This is a genomic window from Pseudanabaena sp. lw0831 (genome assembly GCF_016584665.1).
Classification (GTDB): domain Bacteria; phylum Cyanobacteriota; class Cyanobacteriia; order Pseudanabaenales; family Pseudanabaenaceae; genus Pseudanabaena.
The window spans coordinates 44,931-69,366 of record NZ_BBJB01000006.1; the positions used below are offsets into that span (position 1 = coordinate 44,931).

At 42.4% G+C, this 24,436-nt stretch carries 24 protein-coding genes; 14 read left to right on the forward strand and 10 right to left on the reverse strand.

What is annotated here, in order from left to right; translation table 11 throughout:
• Nucleotides 1-214: 214 nt before the first annotated feature.
• The 4 genes from APA_RS01575 to APA_RS01590 form a co-directional block, all read right to left on the reverse strand.
• Nucleotides 215-406 carry a hypothetical protein gene (locus APA_RS01575; protein ID WP_201320572.1) on the reverse strand — a complete coding sequence of 64 codons (192 nt, stop codon included), beginning with the start codon at nt 404-406 and terminating at the stop codon, nt 215-217.
• Between the two features lie 121 nt (nt 407-527).
• Nucleotides 528-800, reverse strand: coding sequence for a TIGR03643 family protein (locus APA_RS01580; protein ID WP_201320573.1), 273 nt, complete (start codon nt 798-800; stop codon nt 528-530).
• 6 nt (nt 801-806) lie between these two features.
• The gene (gene lepB / locus APA_RS01585) at nt 807-1,406 is read right to left on the reverse strand and encodes a signal peptidase I (protein WP_201320574.1); all 600 of its coding nucleotides are present in this window, start codon (nt 1,404-1,406) and stop codon (nt 807-809) included.
• A 57-nt stretch (nt 1,407-1,463) separates the two neighbouring features.
• Complete coding sequence (locus APA_RS01590) at nt 1,464-2,495, reverse strand: DUF2325 domain-containing protein (protein ID WP_201320575.1); 1,032 nt, start codon at nt 2,493-2,495, stop codon at nt 1,464-1,466.
• Nucleotides 2,496-2,638: 143 nt separating this feature from the next.
• Here APA_RS01590 and deoC point away from each other — a divergent pair, with 143 nt between their 5' ends.
• Together deoC and APA_RS01600 are read left to right on the forward strand one after the other, a co-directional pair.
• Nucleotides 2,639-3,295, forward strand: a complete 657-nt coding sequence (gene deoC, locus APA_RS01595; protein WP_201320576.1) for a deoxyribose-phosphate aldolase — start codon at nt 2,639-2,641, stop codon at nt 3,293-3,295.
• A 198-nt stretch (nt 3,296-3,493) separates the two neighbouring features.
• Complete coding sequence (locus APA_RS01600; protein ID WP_201320577.1) at nt 3,494-4,003, forward strand: hypothetical protein; 510 nt, start codon at nt 3,494-3,496, stop codon at nt 4,001-4,003.
• A gap of 107 nt (nt 4,004-4,110) precedes the next feature.
• Here the strand turns inward: APA_RS01600 and APA_RS01605 are convergent, their stop codons facing one another.
• A complete protein-coding gene (locus APA_RS01605) occupies nt 4,111-5,223 on the reverse strand; it encodes a hypothetical protein (RefSeq protein ID WP_201320578.1) in 1,113 nt (370 codons plus the stop codon).
• An 817-nt stretch (nt 5,224-6,040) separates the two neighbouring features.
• Here APA_RS01605 and gnd point away from each other — a divergent pair.
• Nucleotides 6,041-7,465 carry a decarboxylating NADP(+)-dependent phosphogluconate dehydrogenase gene (gene gnd / locus APA_RS01610; protein ID WP_201320579.1) on the forward strand — a complete coding sequence of 475 codons (1,425 nt, stop codon included), beginning with the start codon at nt 6,041-6,043 and terminating at the stop codon, nt 7,463-7,465.
• 40 nt (nt 7,466-7,505) lie between these two features.
• Here gnd and APA_RS01615 read toward each other — a convergent pair whose 3' ends face one another.
• A complete protein-coding gene (locus APA_RS01615) occupies nt 7,506-7,973 on the reverse strand; it encodes an HAD domain-containing protein (protein WP_201320580.1) in 468 nt (155 codons plus the stop codon).
• 204 nt (nt 7,974-8,177) lie between these two features.
• On the opposite strand from APA_RS01615, the gene APA_RS01620 reads away from it, so the two are divergent.
• From APA_RS01620 to APA_RS01630, 3 genes are all read left to right on the forward strand, one after another.
• A complete protein-coding gene (locus APA_RS01620; protein WP_201320581.1) occupies nt 8,178-8,399 on the forward strand; it encodes a hypothetical protein in 222 nt (73 codons plus the stop codon).
• Between the two features lie 115 nt (nt 8,400-8,514).
• On the forward strand, nt 8,515-8,892 hold the full coding sequence (locus tag APA_RS01625) for a hypothetical protein (protein WP_201320582.1): 378 nt from the start codon (nt 8,515-8,517) through the stop codon (nt 8,890-8,892).
• A 68-nt stretch (nt 8,893-8,960) separates the two neighbouring features.
• A complete protein-coding gene (locus APA_RS01630) occupies nt 8,961-10,079 on the forward strand; it encodes an anhydro-N-acetylmuramic acid kinase (protein ID WP_201320608.1) in 1,119 nt (372 codons plus the stop codon).
• A gap of 65 nt (nt 10,080-10,144) precedes the next feature.
• On the opposite strand, the gene rpsB is transcribed toward APA_RS01630, so the two are convergent.
• On the reverse strand, nt 10,145-10,927 hold the full coding sequence (rpsB, locus tag APA_RS01635; RefSeq protein ID WP_201320583.1) for a 30S ribosomal protein S2: 783 nt from the start codon (nt 10,925-10,927) through the stop codon (nt 10,145-10,147).
• A 349-nt stretch (nt 10,928-11,276) separates the two neighbouring features.
• On the opposite strand from rpsB, the gene APA_RS01640 reads away from it, so the two are divergent.
• Both APA_RS01640 and APA_RS01645 read left to right on the forward strand, forming a co-directional pair.
• A complete protein-coding gene (locus APA_RS01640) occupies nt 11,277-12,284 on the forward strand; it encodes a VWA domain-containing protein (RefSeq protein WP_201320584.1) in 1,008 nt (335 codons plus the stop codon).
• 108 nt (nt 12,285-12,392) lie between these two features.
• The gene (locus APA_RS01645; RefSeq protein WP_201320585.1) at nt 12,393-14,675 is read left to right on the forward strand and encodes an OmpA family protein; all 2,283 of its coding nucleotides are present in this window, start codon (nt 12,393-12,395) and stop codon (nt 14,673-14,675) included.
• A 38-nt stretch (nt 14,676-14,713) separates the two neighbouring features.
• On the opposite strand, the gene APA_RS01650 is transcribed toward APA_RS01645, so the two are convergent.
• The gene (locus APA_RS01650; RefSeq protein WP_201320586.1) at nt 14,714-15,262 is read right to left on the reverse strand and encodes an RNA 2'-phosphotransferase; all 549 of its coding nucleotides are present in this window, start codon (nt 15,260-15,262) and stop codon (nt 14,714-14,716) included.
• A 188-nt stretch (nt 15,263-15,450) separates the two neighbouring features.
• Between APA_RS01650 and APA_RS01655 the strand changes: the two genes are divergently transcribed.
• The 6 genes from APA_RS01655 to APA_RS01680 all read left to right on the forward strand — a co-directional run bounded on the left by APA_RS01655 (nt 15,451) and on the right by APA_RS01680 (nt 21,438).
• Entirely contained in the window at nt 15,451-15,765 is a 315-nt protein-coding gene (locus APA_RS01655; protein ID WP_201320587.1) for a DUF6679 family protein, read from the forward strand.
• Between the two features lie 98 nt (nt 15,766-15,863).
• On the forward strand, nt 15,864-17,696 hold the full coding sequence (locus tag APA_RS01660; RefSeq protein ID WP_201320588.1) for an NFACT family protein: 1,833 nt from the start codon (nt 15,864-15,866) through the stop codon (nt 17,694-17,696).
• 73 nt (nt 17,697-17,769) lie between these two features.
• Nucleotides 17,770-18,666, forward strand: coding sequence for a class II fructose-bisphosphate aldolase (locus APA_RS01665; protein ID WP_201320589.1), 897 nt, complete (start codon nt 17,770-17,772; stop codon nt 18,664-18,666).
• Nucleotides 18,667-18,858: 192 nt separating this feature from the next.
• The gene (gene gatB / locus APA_RS01670; protein WP_201320590.1) at nt 18,859-20,337 is read left to right on the forward strand and encodes an Asp-tRNA(Asn)/Glu-tRNA(Gln) amidotransferase subunit GatB; all 1,479 of its coding nucleotides are present in this window, start codon (nt 18,859-18,861) and stop codon (nt 20,335-20,337) included.
• Between the two features lie 467 nt (nt 20,338-20,804).
• Nucleotides 20,805-21,014, forward strand: coding sequence for a hypothetical protein (locus APA_RS01675; protein ID WP_201320591.1), 210 nt, complete (start codon nt 20,805-20,807; stop codon nt 21,012-21,014).
• A 1-nt stretch (nt 21,015) separates the two neighbouring features.
• Nucleotides 21,016-21,438: a hypothetical protein gene (locus APA_RS01680; protein WP_236579362.1), complete on the forward strand. Its 423-nt coding sequence runs from the start codon at nt 21,016-21,018 to the stop codon at nt 21,436-21,438.
• 12 nt (nt 21,439-21,450) lie between these two features.
• Here APA_RS01680 and APA_RS01685 read toward each other — a convergent pair whose 3' ends face one another.
• Nucleotides 21,451-22,968, reverse strand: a complete 1,518-nt coding sequence (locus tag APA_RS01685) for a restriction endonuclease subunit S (protein ID WP_201320592.1) — start codon at nt 22,966-22,968, stop codon at nt 21,451-21,453.
• Nucleotides 22,961-24,394 (reverse strand): N-6 DNA methylase, encoded by a 1,434-nt coding sequence (locus APA_RS01690; RefSeq protein ID WP_374101335.1) that lies wholly within the window; start codon nt 24,392-24,394, stop codon nt 22,961-22,963. Before APA_RS01690 ends, APA_RS01685 begins: the two co-directional genes overlap by 8 nt.
• Nucleotides 24,395-24,436: the final 42 nt, after the last annotated feature.

The following is a 24,436-nucleotide window of genomic DNA, read 5'->3' on the forward strand; positions in this document are numbered from 1 at the left end:
ATCTTGCTAAAGATAGGTATCTATGGTCTTTTTATTGCTAGTGCCCTTGTACAGCGATCTTGAACCCAAGCCAATAAATTCTTTAAAAATGTTGCTTTGCAACATTTTTAAAGAATTTATTGGCTCATTTGATCCTCAAACTGCTGTAATACCAATTCTCGAAAGTGTGACTACACTTTCGAGAATTGGTATAGGTTTTGTGGAATAGCGATCGCTATTGTGGGTATTGCAAATCGACAAAAGGAAGAATCGTAATGTTGTTTTTTGGCGAAATCCTGACGATACATCCTTGAGGCTCGACTGCAACTAAAGAGTGCTCTTTGATATAAAAATATGTGCCAAAAATCAACCCAATTAGAATGAAAATACTGGAAAGAATTGCACGCATCCATCGAATAGTATTCATAAGTATATGCACATAATTAATTACACACCCAAACCCGTAAAGTTACGCCCCTGAGGGGCGTAACTTTACGGGTTTGGGTAATTTATTTTGCACAAGGACTTAGAATATTGTTTGAGATAGACTACCTCTTTAATTTGAATTTATCTTGTTGGCTACAGTGAAATCTTTGCGCCTCAGAGGTCTTTGCGTGTTTAGTTTTACGACCACTTACCCTTTCTCGCCACATCAAGAAAGATGAGCGTTTCATTGACTTACGCATGATTTTAATCACATCCACTTCAGAAATGCCAAATTGGTCGTAAATCGTATCAAAGGTGGTGCGATCCTCCCAGTCCATCTCGACAATGCGATCGATGTCTACAGCCGTGAGCACTTTTATAGCTTGTTTTTCCATATCAAGTTAGTCTTTCCGATCAATGTTGCCAAAATGGGCTAGAGGCCAAAATCGAAGGGTAGCTTTGCCAATGATGTTTTCCTTTGGCACAAAACCCCAAATATGCCCATCACAACTATTATTGCGATTGTCACCTAAAGCAAAGTAGGAATTAGCAGGCACTGTCGTTAAAGGCAAATCGTATTCAGGTGCTTTGACTAAATATGGTTCTGATATCGGCTGATCATTGATGTAAGTCACGCCTTCCTTGATCTCCACGCGATCGCCTGGTAACCCAATCACCCGCTTAATCAACGAACTTTTTTGCTTTTCGGCTGATAGTCCACAACCTTTTATTACTGCTTCAGTTGGCTCAAATACCACAATGTCAAATCGCTGTGGTGTTTGGAACCGATAGCTCAATTTATCAACAATGACGCGATCGTAATTTTGTAAAGTTGGCTCCATCGATCCAGAAGGCGGTAAATAATAAGCCTGAGCAACAGCAACCCGAAAGCCCAATGCTAGAGCAACACTTAATCCTACAGTTTGAGCCGTTTCTTTCCAAAAGCTAGACCTTTTAGATCTTTTAGGCGGCTGCGATGAATTGCGAGATGTTTGGGGCATAAATTTTGAAGCTTAATTGTTAGTTAAGTCATAACCGCGCAAAGCGCGGTTATGACTTTAGTTTTGTTTCCAGTGACGCGCTAATTGTTTTGCTTTTAGTCCCGATTCGATTACTTCGAGTAGTCTGGTCATACCTGTTGTATTCACAATTTCATAGGTTTTATTAGCCCGACGACAAGCCTCGATCGCTCTTTCGGTGAGTGAGTGGCTTGCATAACCCGTCACAATAATAATTAGATCGCCACCTGAAATTTGACTCTCACCTTGAGCAGCAAGTTGCAAGCCATCTTGTTCGGTATACCACATTAAATTAATTGCCGAATCGCGCAGCCTATTTTTTACGGCTGTTTGTAAGCGATCGTGTCCACCAAATACCAAAACCTTGCCACTGAGATCGGTATATAGTGCAGGACGTTTTTCCGACTTGCGATGTCTTGCTGTAGGTTGGACATCGGGGGCGCGATCAACACGGGAGCGATTTTCGAGAGCTTTGTTGTAAATAAAGGTGAGAGTTTGTTCGTGGCTGCCACGCAATCGAGCAACAGGACCTTCTTCACTGTGGGAATTTATTTGATTGATCAACGCCTCGACGACTTCTTCGAGTGCACCAATCGCTTTTAAGTCATTGGCATATCCCCGAACTGCGATCGAAGCGTCGGTAGCGCTAAAGAAATCGCGTTGTTCTTCGATCATCTCCAATAGATCGGCCTTTAATTCCAGTCGCCATTGAGCCGTTTGTTCAGTTATTCGTTCATCTAGTAGTCTTTCTTCACTCAAGATCAATTGGCGATCTGCTAGCTGGGCTGCTAGAGTAGGGGCTTCAGCGATTTCCTGTCGGATATCGGCAGCCTTTTTTTCTAGCCTTTGCTTAGTCTCGCTGTCTTGATGTGTTCCTTCGCGGCTATATTCTTGGAGCATCTGCTCGACTTTGGCAAGTAGCGGTTTCAATCTTGCTTCAATTTGAGCTACTGCTTCTTGGATTTGGCGATCGCGCTGTTGTTGCAGTCGATTTTGCTCTAACTCTACCTTTGCCATCGTCAGCAAGTCGCTAACCGAAGCTTCCAGTTCATCTAATTCAGAAATATGCATATTTACTTAATATCTGCCTATATTTGCTTAATTTTAATCAGTCGAGAATAAGTCGTGAGAAATGACGTGAATAAGTAATTATAAGAAGTTATCGTCACTAATCTCCAATGTAACCTCTCGCTTGCCTAAGTGTGTATAGTTTTATGCCTCAAACTGATATCAACCCTGCTCCATACATTGATTACGCCCTATTAGATCCCGTCGCCAGTGATGAACAGGTAGATCGTGTTTGCGAAGAAGCCGATCGCTTAGGATTTGCTAGCGTCTGCGTTTACCCTTGCAATGTCAGGCGCGTAACAGAACGACTACTCAAAACTAAGGTGGAAATTTGCACAGTGATTGGTTTTCCCAGCGGCGCGACCACCTCAAACGTTAAGCTTTATGAAGCTATGGAAGCTGTGGAAAATGGTGCAACGGAATTAGATGTCGTGATTAATTTTGGTTGGTTAAAAACTGGTCAAACTAATTTATTACATCAGGACATTGCTCAAATCTGTGAGGAGTCAGGTAAACCCGTCAAGGCTATTTTAGAATTGAGCTTGCTCACAACCGATGAGCAGGAACTCGCTGCCGAGGTTTGTATGGATGCGGGAGTAGCTTTTTTGAAAACTGGCACAGGCTGGGCTGGGGCTGCCACGATTGAAATGGTGAAATTTCTCAAGGAAATTTCACGGGGGAAGGTTGGCGTTAAAGCTTCAGGGGGGATTCGTACTAGAGAGCAAGCGATCGCTTTAATCGATGCAGGTGCAACTCGCCTCGGTACATCTCACGGCGTAGCGATCGCCCGCGAAAAAGATTAATTAAAAAAGACATGCGGGGCATGTCTTTTTTAATTTTTAAGAAATAGCGATCGCCCGCAAAAACTAAACAAGAGTTATGAGCGCTGCGCGCTCATAACTCTTGTGACGACAGCTATAAATCCTAAGAGATTTGGGTATAATTTCGACCTCACCAATCAAAAAGCATAAAATAGCAATATAAACATCAAAAACTAAGCTGTGATACCAACTCTTGATGTCAAACATGCTTATTCGATGTGTCTGGGAATGCTAATTGCCCTGACAGGTGTTTCCCTATGGCAACGTTTTGCCCCACAGCCAGTCCGTGATATTCCCGAAAATACGGAAGCGGCTAAGGTAATCGTTCCGCCGTTGCCTGCAACTTTTACGCGCCCCAGCCTCAATGATGGCGAAAATATCGGTAGCCTTCGGGTTGGCAATCGTACAGATCGCTCTGTGCGGATTGTCTTATTTTCGCGTATTACCTCTCAAAATGTTTGGCAAGCGATCGAGCCACTAAATTGGGACTTTGCCCCAAATGAGGGCGGCAAAGAAGGATTTTTGCTGTCTTTGCCAAATTATAAAATTGCGATCGGTAAAGGTGATGTAATTTTCGCCTTTGCTACCGATGGTTCCCGCACTTACTGGGGACCAAATATTGTTGGCGAAACTGACGCTCCGTTTTGGGACAGCCAAAACAAAGAATGGAGCATGGTATTGCAACCGTAAAAGAATCTCTCGCAATGCGAGAAATTCTTCATAAAACCAAAACGATGAGAGTCGGCGCTTCGCGCCGACTCTCATCGTTTTGGTTTTATAACTGTTGCTAGATATTTTTAGCTATCAGTTGGATCTTTGCGCTTAATTAATGGTTTTGGAACAGGTGGACGATCTTCAGAAGAAAATCTTGGACGAGGTGGATATATAGAACCCTCGCCTCCATCACTCGCATAGGAAGGCTTAAATGGGCGATCGCTATAGGGGCGATCGTTGTACTTCCTTGGCGCAAACTTGCCACCGCTAGGACGACCCTTAAATTGAGATCCCCGCTTACCTTTATAGGGAATAATCCCAATAAATTCACCATCAATAATTGTCAAAACATCCCCTTGCCGTTGGACATTCACACTCCAGAACTGCCCCACAGCATCGGTTGGCAGCAGCCCCGTGAGGCGGACTTTAAACTTAGTGTACTCTTTGGTAACCTTATCTTTTTGCTTGTCAAACTTTTGCTCAGTACGGCGTACCTTAACGATTACAGAGTTATCCTCAATCGACTGACTTGAGATCTCACCCCGCACCGAAAAATAACCATCTTGAACATTAGGATCGATTGGTAGATCGGTCTTTCCAAGCTCAACAGGAGCCCACACGCCAGATATCTGTACATGTAACTTACCAGCTTTGTCATTTGTGCGCGGATAGACTACCCACAAATATTCGAGATCGCCTTCTAAGCGTTTTTTAACAATGGAAATAATTTTCCCCAGTAATACGGCATCAACTTGAGAACCATCTGTCGTCAGGATATATCCTTTCGCAAAGTTGTCTTCATTAGCAATATATTTGCCGTTGATTACGCCGATCGCTCTGTACTGAAATGGCTCTGTTGGTTCTGGAATTGGCTGCAAACAGATTTTATTTTCTTGAGACTCTTCAGCTCGATTATCTGTGACAGTTTGAATATTCCCACCCCGATTTAAGTTAGGTAGTTTTAACCTTGCTGCAGCAGGGATAATTTTAGGAACAGATGACACAGATTTAACTGGTTCCTCTCTCTGCTGTAATGATTCCTGCTCTTCAGACGGAGTAGACTCTGGAGCCTTGGGAGCGATAACTTTGACAACTTCTAATTTAGGCAAGTCTTTAATCGGAGGTTTAGGTGTAACAGATTTTGGTAATTTACTATTTGAGTCATCGGATTGGCTGGACTTATTGATTTTACTCATCTGAACCTCCAGAAAAATAAGCTGTCTAATTGCGGACTAGACCTTACTAAGCAATTGCTAGAAAAAATATGTGATAAAAATTAACATCGAATTCATTTATCTTATACAATTTGTATAAGAAAGAATTTTAGTTGATACTTATCTCAGTTAAGACTGAGATAACCCCATATTTAAAACCTACCTAAACTAAGTTCCGCAAAAAAATAAAATATTTAGGTAGTCTAACCAATCCCCTTGCTAATTGGCTTTATGGCTTTATTTTGGTTAGCAATAACTACCAAATCTAGCATTAGTTAAGATTTAGATTTAGATATCTTAGCTAGAACAAGCATACACCGTTCTCAGTCAGTCCTGTTAATACTTAACTAAGAACTTCACAGAATTTCACGGAGATCTCGCGTAAACAGTAGGGGAAAACTGCGCAAAATGTCCTCTTAGTCTGTTCTGTCCTCTTTGTCTGTTCTATAGATATCGTCATTCTAGAACATAAAAAACAAAAATGAGAGGCGGCACTTTGCGCCACCTCTCATTTTTGTTTTTATGATACGTAAATAGCACTTTTGTGGCTGATGGTATTAAGGATTTACAAAGGATTTGCGATCCCCACTAAATCAGCGATTACGATACTTTTGTGCATACAGCAGTTTTCGATCAAACGAACTACAATAAACTTTTTGAAAGTGTTGCAAAGCAACACTTTCAAAAAGTTTATTGGTTTAGTGTTGAGCGTAAAGCACTGTAAGTTAGGCAATTTGCCTATATTCTGGGTCTGTATTTTGGGAATGAAGCATATTCGTTCATGGATAGTGAGGATTTTATGACGTCTGACAAGCAAAATTTTGGATTGATTGGTTTGGCGGTGATGGGTGAAAACCTTGCTCTAAACATCGAGCGTAATGGGTTTTCGATGAGTGTTTATAACCGTAGTCGCGACAAGACGGATAAGTTTCTTGCCACCCGCGCTGCTGGCAAGAATTTTAAGGGCACATTCACGATCGCTGATTTTGTCGCATCTCTAGAGCGACCCCGCAAGATGCTGATTATGGTTAAGGCTGGCGCTCCCGTTGATGCCGTAATTCAAGAGCTAATCCCATTTTTGGACGAAGGCGACATCATTATTGATGGCGGTAACTCGCTGTTTGGCGATACCGAACGCCGCACCGTAGAGCTAGAGGCGATCAATCTTAAATTTATCGGCATGGGTGTAAGTGGTGGCGAAGAAGGCGCTCTCAATGGGCCCAGCATGATGCCTGGTGGTCAAAAGTCTGCCTATGCAGAGATTGAGCCAATCGTGACCAAGATCGCTGCTCAAGTCGATGATGGTGCTTGCGTGACCTACATTGGCAAGGGCAGTGCGGGGCATTACGTAAAAATGGTGCATAACGGCATTGAATATGGCGATATGCAGCTGATTGCTGAGGCTTACGATTTGCTCAGTACTGGCTTGGGACTGAGTGCGAGTGAGTTGCATGAAACCTTTACCGCATGGAAAAGTTCAGAGCTTGATTCTTATCTAATCGATATCACAGCGGATATTTTCACAAAAAATGATGAGCTCACTGGGGATGCATTAGTCAACAAGATTGTGGATGCGGCTGGTCAAAAGGGAACAGGCAAATGGACTGTGGAAAGTGCCTTTGATCTTGGCGTACCGATCCCCACGATGATCGCGGCGGTGACTGCGCGGGTGATGTCTTCTTATAAGGAACAACGGGTGGCGGCCTCGAAGGTTCTAATCAGTTCAACTTCTGGTAAATATGAAGGCGATCGCCAAGAATTTATTGATGCGGTACGTGATGCCCTTTACTGCTCCAAAATTTGTTCCTACGCTCAAGGTATGGCGCTTTTGGGTGCAGCCTCTCGCGAGTTTGGCTATGACTTAAATCTTGGCGAAATTGCGCGTATTTGGAAAGGTGGCTGCATCATCCGTGCTGCTTTCCTTGACAAGATCAAGCTAGCTTTTCAGCGCAATCCTCAATTGCCTAATTTGTTAGTTGATCCTGACTTTACGCAAACTATTCTGACCAAAGAAGCTGCTTGGCGTAAGGTCGTCATGGCTGCGGCACAGTTGGGTATTCCGATCCCCGCGTTTAGTGCATCTCTCGATTATTTCGATAGCTACCGACGCGATCGCTTGCCTCAAAACTTGACACAGGCTCAGCGCGATTACTTCGGTGCTCATACCTATGAGCGCACCGACAAGCCCAGAGGCGAGTTTTTCCACACCGAGTGGATGAAGTAAAATTTACTTGAATATAAAAAAGGGCGCTTTGCGCCCTTTTTTATTTCCTAAATGAGCCTAAATACTGGACAAGTTGCTTAGCTGCATTTTGATCAAATCCGATATAAGGGTCAGTTGCGACAACTGGTGAGTCTGGAGCATAGTGTTCGGGAATATCATCAACTGCTACCCAATGAGAATCTTCTGCTTGATTTTGGCAGAGATATTCTATAACTTCCTGATGACGGAGAAACTGGAAATTATGGATAATCTTAGCTTCTAAAAGAGGGGTTGCCCCAACTATACGCGCCCTGATATCTAGCGAAAATAATGGCGGAATCACCTCAAATGGAAAAATTTCGCGCCATGAAGAACTAATCACCACTTTTGCCTGCTCAAAGCTCCGAAGAACATTTTCAAATTCATTCAGGCAATAGGTGTCGAATTTCATATATTCTTCCTGTGAAACAGGCTTGTCAAACTTTTTTTCTGGAACAAGCACTCCATCAATATCTAAGAAAATAAACATTATTATCCGATAATAGATTCATCAACATACATCATACTTATCTGTAGAATTGGCAAACCAAATAGCGGACAAAATATTAGTAATTGGGGAGATGAGTGAGTGGTACATCGGTCGATGGCATCGATGCAGCTCTAGTGGAAATTTGCGATCTCTTTGCAGACCAGTAAAATAGTTAACAAGTTTAAAATCTATAAGGTGTAAATTATGACCCAAGCATTACACTCTGCTATTGAGTCAATCAATGCTCTGAGCTTAAAAGAAAAACATCAACTCTTGCTAATTCTGGATGAGGCGATCGCACAAGTAGAAGAAAATGACTGGATAGAAAACGATAAGACAGCATCAGAAATGCAAAAGGTACGTGAAGAGTATAAAAGTGGTGAATACATCGCATTTAGCGAGTATATTGCTCAAAAACAGCTATAACCTATGCAATTATCTTCACGAAGTCTATACACTCTCCTCAAACAAATCACCTTAAGATAAGGCTATTTTGGCGATCGCAGAGAGTTAAAATGAAAATAAATAAGATAGTAAAACAATGACTGAAAGATGGACAGATGAACGATTAGACCGATTTGCCGACAAAGTAGATCGGATAGCTGACAAGATAGACCAGCAAGGCGAACAAATAGGTAGGCTCATAGAGGCTTTTTACCTCGAACTGCCAACAGTCAAAGCTGAGATAAACAGCGTCAGAGAGGAGGCAAGGGAGCAGCGTGAAACTCTCCATGCCGAACTTGTTGAAATAAAGGAGATTATTAAACAGCAAGCCATTAAATCACAAGCTCAAAGCGAATCTCTTCACACCGAATTACTAGAAATCAAAGAAATCACCAGACAGCAAGCCATTGTTGCTCAGACTCAAGCTGAAAGTATCAGGCTGATGATTGAGATGCTCAATCGGAAACAGGCTTAGTAAATCAATAAAGGCGATCACAATTATCTTTTTAGTTAAAATTCATGATTAATGCACCAAATAACAAAATATTAGCGATCGGATTGATGAGTGGGACATCGGTCGATGGCATTGATGCAGCCTTAGTGGAAATTAGCGATCGCAACAACTATCTCGCAACCAATTTAATCTCAGGGCATACTTACGCATACCCCGCCGATCTCAGAGCTGAAATATTAGCGGTTTGTGCAGGGGAAACGCGATCGCTACAGCAAATATGTGAACTTGACGATCGCATTGCCGAGAGTTTTGCTCAAGCTGCGATCGCCATTATGGAAAAGGGCGATCGGCAGCCCGACTTGATTGGTTCTCACGGTCAAACTGTATTTCATCGTCCTCCTGTTGGGGAGCAAATGGGCTACACGGTGCAGCTTGGGCGGGGTGCAGTAATTGCTGAATTGACGGGGATCAAGACTGTCAGCGATTTTCGGGTTGCCGATATTGAGGCTGGAGGTCAGGGCGCTCCACTCGTATCGATGTTAGATGTTTTGCTGCTTTCAGATCCTACTAAATATCGCGTCTGCCAAAATATTGGCGGGATCAGTAACCTAACTTATTTGCCTCCCAACTCAATGGAGAATCAAGATCAAGTTTTTGGTTTTGATAATGGTACTGGCAATGTATTGATGGATATGGCAACTCAAAAATTATTTGGTGAGCCTTTCGATCGTGCTGGTGCGATCGCTCGACAAGGTAAGCCAGATTTAGATTTAATCAATAAATGGTTAGAGCAAGAATTTTTTGTAATTGCACCACCGAAATCTACAGGTCGCGAGCTATTTAGTCCCGACTATTTAGAAGCGCGTTTAGTCGAATGTCAAGATTTGAGTAATTACGATATTTTGGCTACGCTTACCGAATTTACAGTTAGGGCGATCGCTAAAAGTTATCGTGATTTTCTGCCTGTATTTCCCGATGAAGTTTTGATTGGTGGCGGCGGTGGGCGCAACGGTTATTTGATGGAGCGCTTACAGGATTTATTAGCTCCCGCGATCGTTAAGCGCACCGATGACTTTGGGATGAGTGGTGATAGTAAAGAGGCGATCGCCTTTGCCGTGTTGGGATATTTGCGTCTCAAAGAACGTGCGGGCAATTTACCTAGTGTCACAGGTGCAAAGCGATCGGTCTTATTAGGCAAAATTTCATAAAAAAAGGATGCGCGACGCGCATCCTTTTTTTATGTGTTTACAGAGCTTTGCACTGTAAAGAAGCATTAAGCAGCAGCTTCTTCTTCATCCCCAGTAATGATCGCTTCATCTTCAACATAAGCTTCAGCATCTTCAGCAGATACTTCATACTCGATGTCTTCGATGTCGCCATGACGACCTTCGTAGATTGCATCTGCAAGTTTGCCAACGATCAACTTGATCGAGCGAATTGCGTCATCATTTGCGGGAATCCCAATATCAACGCTATCGGGATCGCAGTTGGTGTCAAGCAAAGACACAATGGGAATCTTCAACTTTTGGCATTCTTGGACAGCGTTGTACTCACGCTTGTGGTCAACCACGATCACGATGTCGGGTGGCTTACGCATAAGCTTGATGCCGCCAAGGTACTTGCGTAGCTTTTCCATTTCACGGCGTAGAGTCGATGCTTCTTTCTTAGGAAGGCGATCGAGTGCACCGCTTTCGTCGCGACGTTCGAGATCCTTGAGGCGATCGACACGAGTTTTGATGGTTGTCCAGTTGGTGAGCATTCCACCCAACCAGCGTTGGTTGATGTAGTAGCTACCACAACGGGCTGCTTCTTGAGCAATTAGACCAGCAGCTTGACGCTTTGTACCCACAAACAATACTTTCTTGCCTTGTTCAGATGCTTGACGCAAATAAACATAAGCTTCTTCGAGATATTGAGCAGTTTGAACTAAGTCAATGATGTGAACGCCATTACGCTCAGTAAAGATGTATGGCTCCATCTTGGGGTTCCAACGACGGGTTTGATGCCCGAAGTGAACTCCAGACTCTAGCAACTGGGCTAGGGTTACGACTCCCATTTAATTTTTCTCCTATTGTTCGGGTTTATCCTTGCGCCTGAGATGGAATCTAGTAGTTACGAGTAACTCTAAACACCCGAAACCTCAAGCGTGTGTTTTTTTAACAGCTTGTCTAGGATAACGCATAACTGGTAAAAATAGGCGATCGCATCTTCATCTCAAACAAACCCGAAGAAGTTAAAAAAAGAGCGCAAAGGAAGGCTTAATCGTCGTGCTTTGCGGCACTCTCTTCTTTCCTTACCTCCCCGAAACACCTATTGAGCCTAATACTTTCGGTTTTTAGTTAAATCGCCACTAGTTAAAGCCATATACGTTAATATTTTGATGTGAAATATCAGAGAGTCCGAGTATGCAGTTAAAAAGTGTCGTTCAGCCCTTTGGTGAAGTCAATGTTTATCCCCAAAACAATGGAGATATTGACATCGTTGCAACTATTCTGATGGTTCCAGACATTGAAGGCGCAAGAGTTGGCTTAGCCTTAGACGGTTCTGCCTCGATGAAAAAAATGTATGGCATCAGTGGTGTCGTCAGTAGCTTTTTTGCCAGTGCCGCTGTTACTCACAATGTCGTCGAGCCAGTAACAAGGGTGATGGTCAAGTATCTCGCCAATTTTGCAGCTACTGGTAAAGTTGACTTGATCAATTGGGCTTGTGGCGCAGCAGGTGAACTGATCGAAGACTTGGGCAGCTTTAGCGGTGAAGAGATCGAGCAAATTGCGATCAAAGGTCCCAAAATTCCTTGGGGAACAGGGACGAAACTATTACCGACTTTACGATATTTCATTAATAAATATAAAGACGCACCTGCGATCGGGGTCAAGCAACCTGCGGCAATTTGTCTAATCATCACCGATGGCATTATCGAAGATCTCGAAGATGTGAAGGAATATTGCTTTAAATATGCTCTAGAGATTGCCGATCAAACCAAACCATTTATCAAACTTTTGCTAATCGGCGTTGGCAAAGAGATTGATGAAAAACAACTAGAAGAACTAGACAATATGTTTGAAGGCAGCTTTGTAAAAGATGCCGCAGGTCGTGAGATTGACCTATGGGATTATCAAGTTGCTGATGATATCCAGATTCTCGAACAGATTTTTAAAGAATTTGTGTCAGCGGAAACGATTGTGACGCATTATGGACGCATTCTCAATCAGTCGGGAACGGTTTGTGAAGAGTATAACTTCGGTGTCCCTGCCCTGATGCGTTTCAAGTTGCCTGCGGGTTCAACGGCTTTTACCCTAGAGTTTTCTGGCGGCAATGTTACTCAAGACATTACGGAAGCTTTGCCTCCAGAGTTAGAGGCTCCTCTGATTACGGAGTCTGAACAATGGAAAGACGTTATAGACTTCGTGTAAATAATTAAGAACTAAATAATAATTATCAAATCTTGCAAAGCAAGATTTGATAATTATTATTTGGTTTTAGATAAATTAGCAATTAAAAAACAAGAGAAATAGAATGCCATGCTACATGAGAATAATTCCGAACCTATTGAATTAGAACGTGCAGACAATGGTGAAATTAAAAATAAAATTAAAAATGAAGGCAAGAACGAAGTAAGACTTGAATCAAAAAGCTTCCAAATGCCAGCCAATCTAGTGGCAGCAGAGTTTGGCGAGGTGAATGTTTGGCGGAATATGTCAGGGATAAATTCGGGAATAGCTGAATGTCGAGTGGAATTCTCGATCTCAATGGAGCCACAGGGAAAATTTGCCGAGGGTTGGCGGACTGGGCTTGCCCTAGATGCTAGCGCCTCAATGAAACGATCCTATGGGCGCAAGGTTGAGGCAAGGGTCGATCCTGAACTGTTGGTTGATTATATTAAGCAAGGTCGATTGCGTTCTTATTTAGAGGACGGAGAACCGATTCGGAAGATTGAACGTGGTGCCTTTGCAGAAATCCAAGAGCGAGGCTATGAGATTAACTATACTGCAAACGTCTTGCAGCCATTAGTTCAAGATTTTACAGCTTATCTGGCTGGCAGTTTAGATGGCACTGGGAAGACTTCGTTAATTTATTGGGGTTGTGGTAGTGGCGATGAGATTCAAGTATTGGGTGAATTTGATCATGCTAGTTGTCAGCAGTTAGAGATCGCTGGTCCCGCCACTTTCCAACTTGGTAAGACAACCAAGCTATTACCAGCGATCGCCTATTTCGTAGACCAATATAGCCAAGCACCACAGGGGATTTATATATTCTTGACCGATGGCAGGATTGATGACTTAGATCAGGTCAAGAGCTATACCAAGGAGCTAGCATTAGAGATTGCGGTCGGGAAACGAAACTATTTGAAATTGGTTTTGATTGGGATTGGTAATGATGTCGATCGCTATCAGTTGCAGGAGCTAGATGATTTTGAGACTGGCTTAGATATTGATATTTGGGATTACAAAATAGCTAATGAAATGACTAGTCTCTCGCAAATTTTTGCAGAAGTGGTCAATGAACATCAAGTTATTGCTGATAGCGGCTCCATTTACGACGATCAAGGAAATTGCGTCAAATCCTATACCAATGGGTTACCCGCCAAAGTTGATTTTTTAATGCGCGATGATTCTCAATGGTTTGAGCTAGAAGTGGGTAATCAACGCATTCGTCAAGCTGTGATTTTAGGTACTGCTATGGCGATCGCCCCTTTAGCAAAGAAAAAACTATTCGATTTTGAGACTCAGCCGCAGGAAAGCGATCAGGCTGTTGCCCTAGTAGATGATCAGCTAGATCGGGAAATCGATAGCAATCAGATGAACCAGCCAAGCAGCCTCTGGAAAATATTAGCGGCTTTGTTGATTGGTGCGGCTTTTATCGGGACGGCGATCGCCTTTGGCATTTTAATCCAGCGATCGGATAATAATAAATTACAAAATCAGGCAGTGCCTGAAGCGATCAAAGAATCCGTACTTGAGTCGAAGACAGATTCTACGAATAAAGCCAATAAGAACTTACCAGATAGTTCAACTAAATCGAATCCCCAGAATTCGCAAAAACCAACAAATCCAGTAGCCAATCCATCACCCAACAAGGAAACTAATCATAAGTTGAATGATATTGCTGACAAGCAATCTGGAAATAAATCCAACATAGTTGCGATCGCTAATCCTCAAAAACTAACTGGAGATATGGCGCTCGCTACTCTAGTAAAGTATGGTATTGTTCCCAAGTCAAAAGTGGGTGCGCAATCCTCTGCTGTCTCTCAGACTAACGATCAGGGCTATAGTTCTATCAACACCTCGGCAAAAACGAATAAGGATAATCCTCCTAAAAATGCTGGTGCTGGTGATTTAAATAATTCCAACAATGTTGCGAAATCCGATCGCAAAATTGCGCTTACAAACGATCCAAATTCTTCAAACCAGAATAAAACTAGCGATCGCAGCATTAATAAATCAATTTTGCCAATTACGAATCCAGACGTAGAAATAGTAGTTTTTTTCCCATCTGATGAATCGCAACTTATATCTGGTGAAGAAACCAAAATTGAGGATTTCTGGACAAAAATTCAAGGAAGACGAGGAATCATTCAAGTCATTGGTCATACCGACAGGATGGGAGACTATGACTATAATCTTGACCTCTCACAAGCAAGAGCAAATGAGGTGGTGAGATTACTGCGCGATCGCGGCTTGGATGGTAATTATAAAGTCACGTTTGAAGCTTTATCGTGGTTGCAACCTCTGCGTAAAGAAATTACGGCAAAGGATAATGCGTTTAATCGTCGTGTGGTTATTCAATTCAAAGAGCAGCGTTAAGCAATAATTGTGGTGCGCGGCAAAGCCGCGCACCACAATTATTCAATGGGAAATTTAAGATATTGTGGCGGTACAAACTCCGTTAGCCAGACTAAATTTTCTGAGCAAAAGAATACAAATCCATCTTGCAGCATTGCCGATGTATCAATTTTTAAAACTACTGGCTTTCCATGTCTCTGACCGACATTAATAGCAGTAGTTTCATCACTTGACATATGCACATGTTGACGATTTCCTGCAACCAATCCTTGTTGACGAATTGACTCAATAAATCTTGTTGCCGTACCATGAAATAGCAGTTCAGGAGGATGCTTAGACGTTAAACCTAACTCAATATCAATAGAATGTCCTTGATTAGCTCGAATCTTAGACTTTTCAGAATTAAACGAAAATCGTTTTTTGTTATTTGTCTCAACTATTTCCTCTAAAACACTTTTCGAGATATCTGTACCATTTTGTTTTGCTAACTCGATGAAGCGATCGACCTCTGCCCAGCCATTTTCATCAAGTTTTAACCCAATTACCTCTGGCTGATGTCGCAAGACAAGGCTAACAAATTTGCTGAGTTTAACTAAATTTTTATTCATACTCCCTTCCTAGTGAATAATTAGTGGTGCGCGGCGAAGCCACGCACCACTAATTATTCACTTAAACCTGTAGTTAAAAAAAATTCAAATGCTTGTGTAGTCGTTTACAATGATAATGGTTAGCTTTTTTACCTTATTGAGGTATGCTCTAACCTTAAAAAATTATGTAACCCTGAGGACATAAGCGAATGCTACATCGCAAAATATATCAACTTTGTGAAGCCAAGAGCGATGTTTGGATTTACCTGAGGGATCAGGGACGTTGGCTAGAAAGAGCCAAGATATTGGATATTGAAGGAGACGTGGTAACAATTCGTTACGAGACTGAGGATGAAGACGAAGTTTGCTCTTGGGAAGAAATGGTCAGATTAGAGAGTATTGGTGCTGTTACTCAGAGACTATCTTCTTTCCCCAAAACAGGAATGTCCTCCCACGATATTCCTGTATCTGATGATTGCCCTGAAGCCGAACAAATCCGCCCCCGTATTGATCCTGACAAATAATCAAATCAACAAAAGGGACGCAAAACGCCTCCTTTGTTATGAGCAAAGAGTGGACGCAAAGCGCCCACTCTTTTTTATGCATACATGAGATTACAACGATGCAACCTGCCGATCTAACTACACTTGTAGCTTTGACCCATGAGCTAAACATAGCTTGTGTGCCTGCGAGGTTAGAGCAGGTACATCAAAGCGATCGCCATACGATTCATTTACAATTACGAACTTTAGAAAAAAAGCAATGGCTCTTGTTATCTTGGCATCCGCAAGCAGCGAGATTGCATCTCAGTGCGCCACCACCGAAACAACCAGATACTTTCACTTTTAGCCAACAAATTTTGCATCAAGTTGCAGGGTTTGCCCTTGTCTCAGTAAAACTTACTAGCCCTTGGGAGCGCGTAATTGATTTGCAATTTGCTAAACGCCCCGATGACGAGGTGCAATGGCATCTGTATTTAGAAGTAATGGGCAAATATAGCAATGCAATTTTAGTGAATGCTAATGGCGAAATTGTCACCGCAGCCCACCAAGTCAGCAGCAAGCAGTCGCGAGTACGCCCGATCCAAACAGGCGATCGCTATGAATTACCGCCAGCATTACTCGAAGCTATTCCCAGTTTGAGTGAATCCTTTGATTCATGGCGCGATCGCCTAATCCTGATTCCAAAGGAAATTAAGCGCAATTTATTAAGTAATTATCGCGGTGTTAGTTCTTCGTTAGTACGTTCGCTAGTAGCGATCGCAGATATTAATGGTGATAAAAATGTTGCTGATTTAAATCTCTCTGAATGGGAGGTATTATTTCGAGCTTGGCAAATGTGGCTAACTTGTATTGAGAAAAAAGAATTTTATCCGCATTTAGAAGGAAAGGGATACGCCCTCACCCCTAGCCCCTCTCCCAAAGAGGGAGAGGGGGATAAGAAAGATTTTCTTCTTGCCCCCCTTCTCCCAAGGGGAGAGAAGGGGCTGGGAGATGAGGGAAACCCCTCGCTTTCAGTTAATGATTTTTGCGATCGCTACTATTCCCAGCAAACAGGACAAGTTGCCTTTCAGCAGTTGCACCAACAAATTAGCCAAGCGATTCAAAATCAGTTAACCAAGTTAACCATTAAAGAGAATGAATTTCTTGATCGCTTAAAACTCTCGACTCAAGCCGATGATTTTAAAGATAAAGCAGATTTGTTAATGGCGCATTTGCATCTCTGGGAAATCGGTATGAAAGAGATTAAACTTACTGATTTTCATTCAGAAGCACCAGTGATTATTCCTCTCGATCCCACTCTAAATGCGGCTCAGAATGCACAATCTTTTTATAAAAAGCACCAAAAACAAAAACGGGCTGCCCTTGCGATCGCGCCATTACTAGAATCAGTTCAACAGGAAATCGCCTATCTCGAACAGGTTTCTACCGCTGTTAGTTTATTAGAACAAAGTGAACTTCCTGCCTTACGAGAAATCAGGGCAGAACTAGCTCAGCAGGGTTATCTCAAAGTCACCGCCGAATATGCACCGCGCACTAAGACCAATAATAAAGGCGGCAAAAACAAGAACAATAGAACCAAACAAGAAGAGATTCCTGACTGTCATCGCTTCACGACTCCCAATGGTTTTGAGGTCTGGGTTGGTAGAAACAACTATCAAAATGATTTAATTTCTTTCCGTATCGCAGGAGAATACGATCTTTGGCTTCACGCTCAAGAAATCTCTGGTAGTCATGTGTTGTTGCGTCTGCCTGCGGGTGCGATCGCAGACGACCAAGATCTACAAATTGCCGCCAATTATGCCGCCTATTACAGTCGCGCTAGGCAAAGCGATCAAGTTCCTGTGGTCTGCACCATTCCCAAATATTTATTCAAGCCCAAAGGTGCAAAACCGGGGATGGTAGTCTATACCCACGAAAAAATAATCTGGGGACAACCAACTGACTTGAGGTAAGAATGAAGGCTTCGTAGCGGCGTTTCAATCTTACGATATGATTGTTTTACATCAATTTTTACTGAAAGCCATCATGTTGAGTTCGACTAAAGAACTTCTAGAAACTGCGAGACGCAATTCCTATTCGATCGGGGCATTTAACATCTATAACTTAGAAGGCGTAAAGGCTGTAGTAAATGCTGCCGAAATCAGTCGCAGTCCTGCGATGTTGCAATTACATCCTAGCGCTCTCATCTATGGCAAACTCCCTTTAGTAAAAATGTGCATCGAAGCCGCGAAATCAGCGAATGTCCCGATCTCTATTCATCTCGATCATAGTACTTCCGCTAGTGATATTCGCTTAGCCCTAGATGCAGGAGTGCGATCGATCATGGCAGATGGCTCTCCCATGTCTTATGACAAGAATTTGGAATTTACAAGAGATATGACGACCCTCTCCCATAAGTTCCATGCAGTTGTGGAAGCAGAAATTGGTAGAATTAGCGGAACTGAAGATGGTCTAACGATTGCAGAAAAAGAAGCGAAAATGACCGATCCGATTCAAGCCTTTGAGTTTGTGAATTTAACCAAAGTTGATGCGATCGCTGTCACAATTGGCAATGTACATGGTGAATACAAAAGCCCACCCCGCCTAGACTTTGCGCGTCTCGAAAAAATTCGTAGCCTTGTTGATATTCCTTTGGTTTTGCATGGGGCATCTGGGTTGCCTGCCGAGATGATCCAGCGATCTATTCAATTGGGTGTCTGTAAATTTAATGTGAATACAGAAGTGCGTCAAGCTTATATGCAAGCACTCAAGTTAGAAATCTGTGGCGATAGTCCTAAGGATTTGTTAGAGATTGCGGGTGAGGCGATCGCGGCGATGCAAGAAGTGATCGTCGAGAAGCTCAATCTCTTTGGCTCTGTAGGTAAAGCCCATTTACATGAAACACCCTATGCCGAAATGTTGTCCAGTCAAGCCTATGGTTAGAACCAATTTTTTGTGGCGCGGCGAAGCCGCGCCACAAAAAATTGGTTTTGACGAAAGTCAGCCATAGGCGCACTTTCGTCAAAACCAATTTTTATATAGTGCTAGGATTTATAATAGATTGAATAAGTAGTGACATAGCTACTTGTTTAATTTTGTGTATCTCTCCAAATACTTCGCCTAAACGCATACGTTATGACTGCAACCGCCCCTACTAAGACCAAGACACAATACGAAGCCGTAATTGGTTTAGAAACCCACTGTCAGTTGACCACAAACTCAAAAATCTTTTGCAACTGCTCAACCCAGTTTGGCGCACCACCAAATACGAATGTTTGTCCTGTCTGTCTGGGTATGCCCGGGGTATTGCCTGTACTTAACGAAAAAGTGTTGGAATATGCAGTCAAAGCTGGGCTAGCCCTCAATTGCCAAATTGCCCCCCACAGTAAATTCGATCGCAAACAATATTTTTATCCCGACCTTCCCAAAAACTATCAAGTTTCGCAATTTGATTTACCGATCGCAGAGCATGGTTGGCTAGAAATCCAACTAGAAGATGGCAGCACCAAACGAATTGGTATTACCCGATTGCACATGGAAGAAGATGCAGGAAAACTGGTACATGCAGGTAGCGATCGCCTTTCAGGTTCTAGTCACTCACTAGTAGACTTCAATCGTACAGGTGTCGCTTTATGTGAAATTGTCTCTGAGCCAGATATGCGATCGGGTGCAGAAGCGGCGGCATATGCTCAAGAGCTAAGGCGGATTATGCGCTATCTCGGTGTTTGCGATGGCAACATGCAAGAAGGATCGCTACGTTGTGACGTGAATATCTCGGTTCGTCCTGTTGGGCGCGAGAAGTTCGGCACGAAGGTAGAAATCAAAAACATGAACTCCTTCAACGCCATTCAAAGAGCAATTGATTTTGAAATTAATCGCCAAGTGGAAGCGATCGAAACTGGTAGTGAAGTCATCAAACAAGAAACTCGCCTTTGGGAAGAAAATACTCAACGCACAATCAGTATGCGATCCAAAGAAGGCGCGAGCGACTATCGTTATTTCCCTGAGCCTGACCTAATGGCGATCGAAGTTCCACTGACTACGTTAGCGCAATATCGTTCAGAACTTCCCACACTACCAGCCGCCCACCGTCAACGTTACCGCGATGAATTTGGTTTGACTCCCTACGATGCGGCTCTGATTGCCGACGATCGCAGCATTGCCGAATTCTTTGATGCCACGATTCTCACAGGTGCGGAACCAAAGCAAGTCTTTAACTGGGTGATGGGTGACGTTACTGCCTATCTCAATGAGAACAAGCTCAAGATTGCTGATATTGTCCTCACTCCTACAGTTTTAGGAGAGATGATTAGATTGATTACCGATGGCACAATCAGCAGCAAAATCGCTAAAGACATCTTGCCTGAACTCATCATCAAAGGTGGCTCAGTTAAGGATTTGGTTGCATCTAAAGGGTTAACTGTCCTCGCAGGTGCAGAACTTGAGCAAATCATCGATGAGATCATTGCTGCTAATCCTAAGGAAGTAGAACAATACAAGGCTGGTAAGACTAAGCTCCTAGGATTCTTTGTCGGTCAAACCATGAAGAAAACCCAAGGACGAGCCGAACCGCAATCAACTAATCAATTGATTGCCGATAAACTGTCGTCATAATTTACAGTGCGCCATCTTTACTTTTTAGTTTCAAATTGAATCCTCTGCTTCTACTCCCAAATGGGCTTCCTAGACTTTTGTCAGTCAATCAGGTGGCTAGGTCTGGGTCGCCGCTAAAACAACCGATAAATGTGCTTTGTCTAAGTTGTGCGATCGCATCAGATTGTGATGCTTAGATTTGTTTGTAATAGGTGTCGATCTCTTGAGTAAGGGTACGATTTAGTAATGTCGTTGGGTCTTGGTTTGTTTGTTGTTGGTGTATTCTAGTTTGTGGGTTTGTTCGTCTTCTAGGTGAATGATGATGTCCATAGTTGCTATGTTTGTGGTGACTAAATTCAAGTGTAGCGCATCATTTAAAGGCTTCGCGGAGGACGGTTTGCATGAGGTCTTCGGCGAGTTGTTTGTGAGAATGTTAAGATAAGATGTGTTCAATAGTGTTTTGTGTCAAATTTAGGAGTTTGGTTTTTATGTCAAATCTTGAACTATTGGCTCAGGTTGGGCAGTTATCGCGTACTGAAAAGTTTGAAATGGTGCAGTTTTTAATGGCTGCGTTGGCGAAAGAAGAAAGTTTGAAACCATTAGATAATATGGTGGCTTATCGTCTTTGGTCACCTTTTGATTATGGTGATGCGGCTCAGAAGTTGATGAGCTTATTAGAACCAAAAGAAGTGAAGTAAGATGTCAAATCCTAAGCGATTTCCTTTTATTGAACGGAGGAATCCAAAAGGAGAAGCAAATGTTTTTCCTTGTGTACCGATCGCTTTGAGTTATGGCGATCGCACTTCAGAAATTTTTGGTCTGTTGGATACGGGTTCGAGTCTGAATGTATTACCCTATGACGTTGGGTTAGAGTTGGGAGCAGTTTGGGAAGAGCAGAGTCTTTCAATTCCGTTATCAGGTAATCTTGCGCCTGTGGAAGCAAGAGGCTTGGCTGTTATGGGACAAGTTAGCGATTTTCCGCCGACTCTTTTGGCTTTTGCTTGGGTCAAATCTAACGATCCGCCGCTTATTTTAGGGCAGTTAAACTTTTTCTTGGAGTTTGATGTTTGTTTTTATCGATCGCAGTTGGCGTTTGATATATGTCCTAAATTAAGAATATGAATTGCTGAAATTCTATTCAAAGGCTTCTCGGAGGACGGTTTGCATGAGGTTTTCGGCGAGTTGTTTGCGGTGTTTGATTTGTTGTTCTAGTTGGTCGATGATGTTCATTAATTTATCGACTTTTTCCATTATTGCTTTTTGTTCGGCAAGAGGAGGAAGGGGAAAAGGTTCACCCAGCAATTCACCACGAGTTATGTTATTCATTGATGTGCTTTTCTGGGTAGAGAGTGATATTCGATACTTTCTACTGGAATCAGATTTATTGTAAAGATTAAGAATCTCAGGTAAAACTAAATCACTTAGCTTTACACGAATAGTTTTGTCACTTAACAATAAATTTAAGCTTAAAGATTCTACTAAACAACATAAACCAGCTAAACCTTTACTACCACTAGCACGACAGAAAATTAAATCTCCAATTTCAATTTTATATTTAATTTCTTCTGGTACAGATTCTGAATAAAGTTTGTTTTCTGATTCAACGAAAATTCCAGAAGTAATTGCACTGGTTTTTATGATTCCCCAATCTCGATTACGAGTCTCACCATCTTTACATAAAAAGCTTTTTCCCGCTTCTGCTATTTTTACAACTTCTTCCAAACGACACCAAACCCAATTATCAGGAATAGAAAATGGAATTTCATCGATCGCTATTTCAGCGAGAGGGTTTTCTTTTTTGAGTTTGCCATCAGCGATCGCCTGTTGTTTTTCGGCTTTGATTTTGGCGAGGAGGGCGGCGGCATCGGTGTCTGGATTTCCCTTTTGCATTGGGCTTTGGGTGCGCCATTCTGCAGTGAGATGACCTGCGATCGCCTCCTGCAAAATCGCCTGTTTCAACTTAGAAATTATGTCTGATTGCTTTTCTTGCTCAGACGAAAAATCAAAAATTTTTAAAGTTGTTTCTTGGAGTTTTAAGATTTTTGCTTCTACTGATTGAGAGAAATATATTTTTGTTTTTAATTTTCCATTCTTTAAGTCATTGATAAATTCAATTATATTAAATTGAGTTTCTATGTCAGGAATAGGAAAATTCATTTCCTCAACTTGTTTAGAACTAACATTTGGTTGTGCTCCTCCCCATGCTAGTTTCTTCACATTGTCCTGAACCCCACGAGCTACCCAGTAAACATATTCATTAGCTATCTTACTTGTGTCTAATACTTGAAATTTTGCAACTCTTTGATTGAGATATAATTTCCCTAGTCCACTTTGAACAATAGCTAATTTACCAATAGTTCCACCAGTCAGAGCAATTATGATATCTCCAGAGTTTAGTTCATATCTTTCAAATTCTTCCGACTCATTGTAGCAAATAGCTTTTTTTAAAACAATTTTTTCATTTTGAAAATCAGAGATTCTGATAATCGGAATACCAGTTTTTTGATATTCAGAGCTTTTAAAAGCATATCCTCCGAGAAGTTTTACATATTTCTTTAATGGGGTTGATTCAAATTGAATTGATAACGAGGCATTTATTATCAATAAATATGCTGGAATATTATTAAAAAAAACTTTCTCCCAATTATCCATGATGTACACGATCCATTACAAAATTTAAAAGTTCATCACTCGCTTTGAGAGAATCATGCAACATTCCCAACAACTCAACAGAACTATAACCCCGTTCCACTTCCATAACATGAGGATTTTTCACATCTAGATTAAATCCATTCTTCTCCAAATCCGCAAAACTCACCCGCCAAGCCTGCTCACCCTCCTCACGCCTTCCCCACCAATCACGCAACGACTGAAACTCACCCTTCACAATCGGCTTCGTCTTAGAATACGCCTTCACCCCATCAGGCAAACGATGCTCCCAATACCAAATATCCTCAGTCCGCTTACCCTTCGTAAAGAACAACAAATTAGTCGCCACCGAAGCATAAGGCTGAAACACAGAATTTGGTAAACGCACAATCGTATGTAGATTACAAGACTCCAACAAATGCTGACGAATCCTCGCCTTCACCCCATCACCCGTTAGAGAGCCATCAGGCAACACGATCGCCGCACGACCGCGATCGCGCAAATAGCGCACCATCAACAACAAAAACAAATCCGCACTCTCCGTAGTCCGATAACTCAACGGAAAATTATCCTGCACCCCATCCGTCACCGAAGCCCCAAATGGCGGATTAGCAAGGATCACATCCACCCGATCCGCCTCAGTAATACTCGTATATTCCCGATTCAGACTATCCGTATACTCAATATTCGGAACCTCAATCTCATGCAAAAACAAATTCGTCACCGCCAACATAAACGGCAACGGCTTAAACTCCATCCCCCTAATCGTCTGCTCCAAGGTTTCCAGATCCTTCACCTGATCGATACCCTGCGATCGCAAATGATTAATCGCACAGGTCAAAAAACCACCCGTCCCACAAGCAGGATCGAGAACCTTCTCACCCAACTGCGGATTCACCATCTCCGTCATAAACTCCGTCAGCGCACGCGGCGTATAAAACTCCCCATAAGCCCCAGCCGATTGCAGTTCTTGCAAAATAGTCTCATAAATATCCCCAAATAAATGCCGATCTTCCGAATTCTCAAAATCAATCTCATTCAGACTATTCAACACCTGCCGAATAATCGTCCCATTTTTCATGTAATTATTCGTACCCTCAAAAATCTCCCGCACAATCCGCGCCCTCTGATTGCCCGTACTCAGATCGAGATTTCTTAAAGTCGGAAATAAATCCTGATCGATAAATTTCTGCAATGCGTCCCCTGTCATCCCCTCTTTATCCGCCGCCCAACTAGCCCAACGCAAAGGCTCAGGAACCACCGACACAAAATCATCCTTGAGTAGCTCTAATTCGCGATCGCTAGCATCAAGGATTTTCAAGAACAACAACCAGCCTAACTGCTCAATGCGTTGACCATCCCCCGACACACCCGCATCTTTCCGCATAAAATTACGCAGAGATTTAATATTACCGCCGACATTTTTCATAGTCATTTGATCGCACTGCTGGATTAATCACTTTACGGTAAA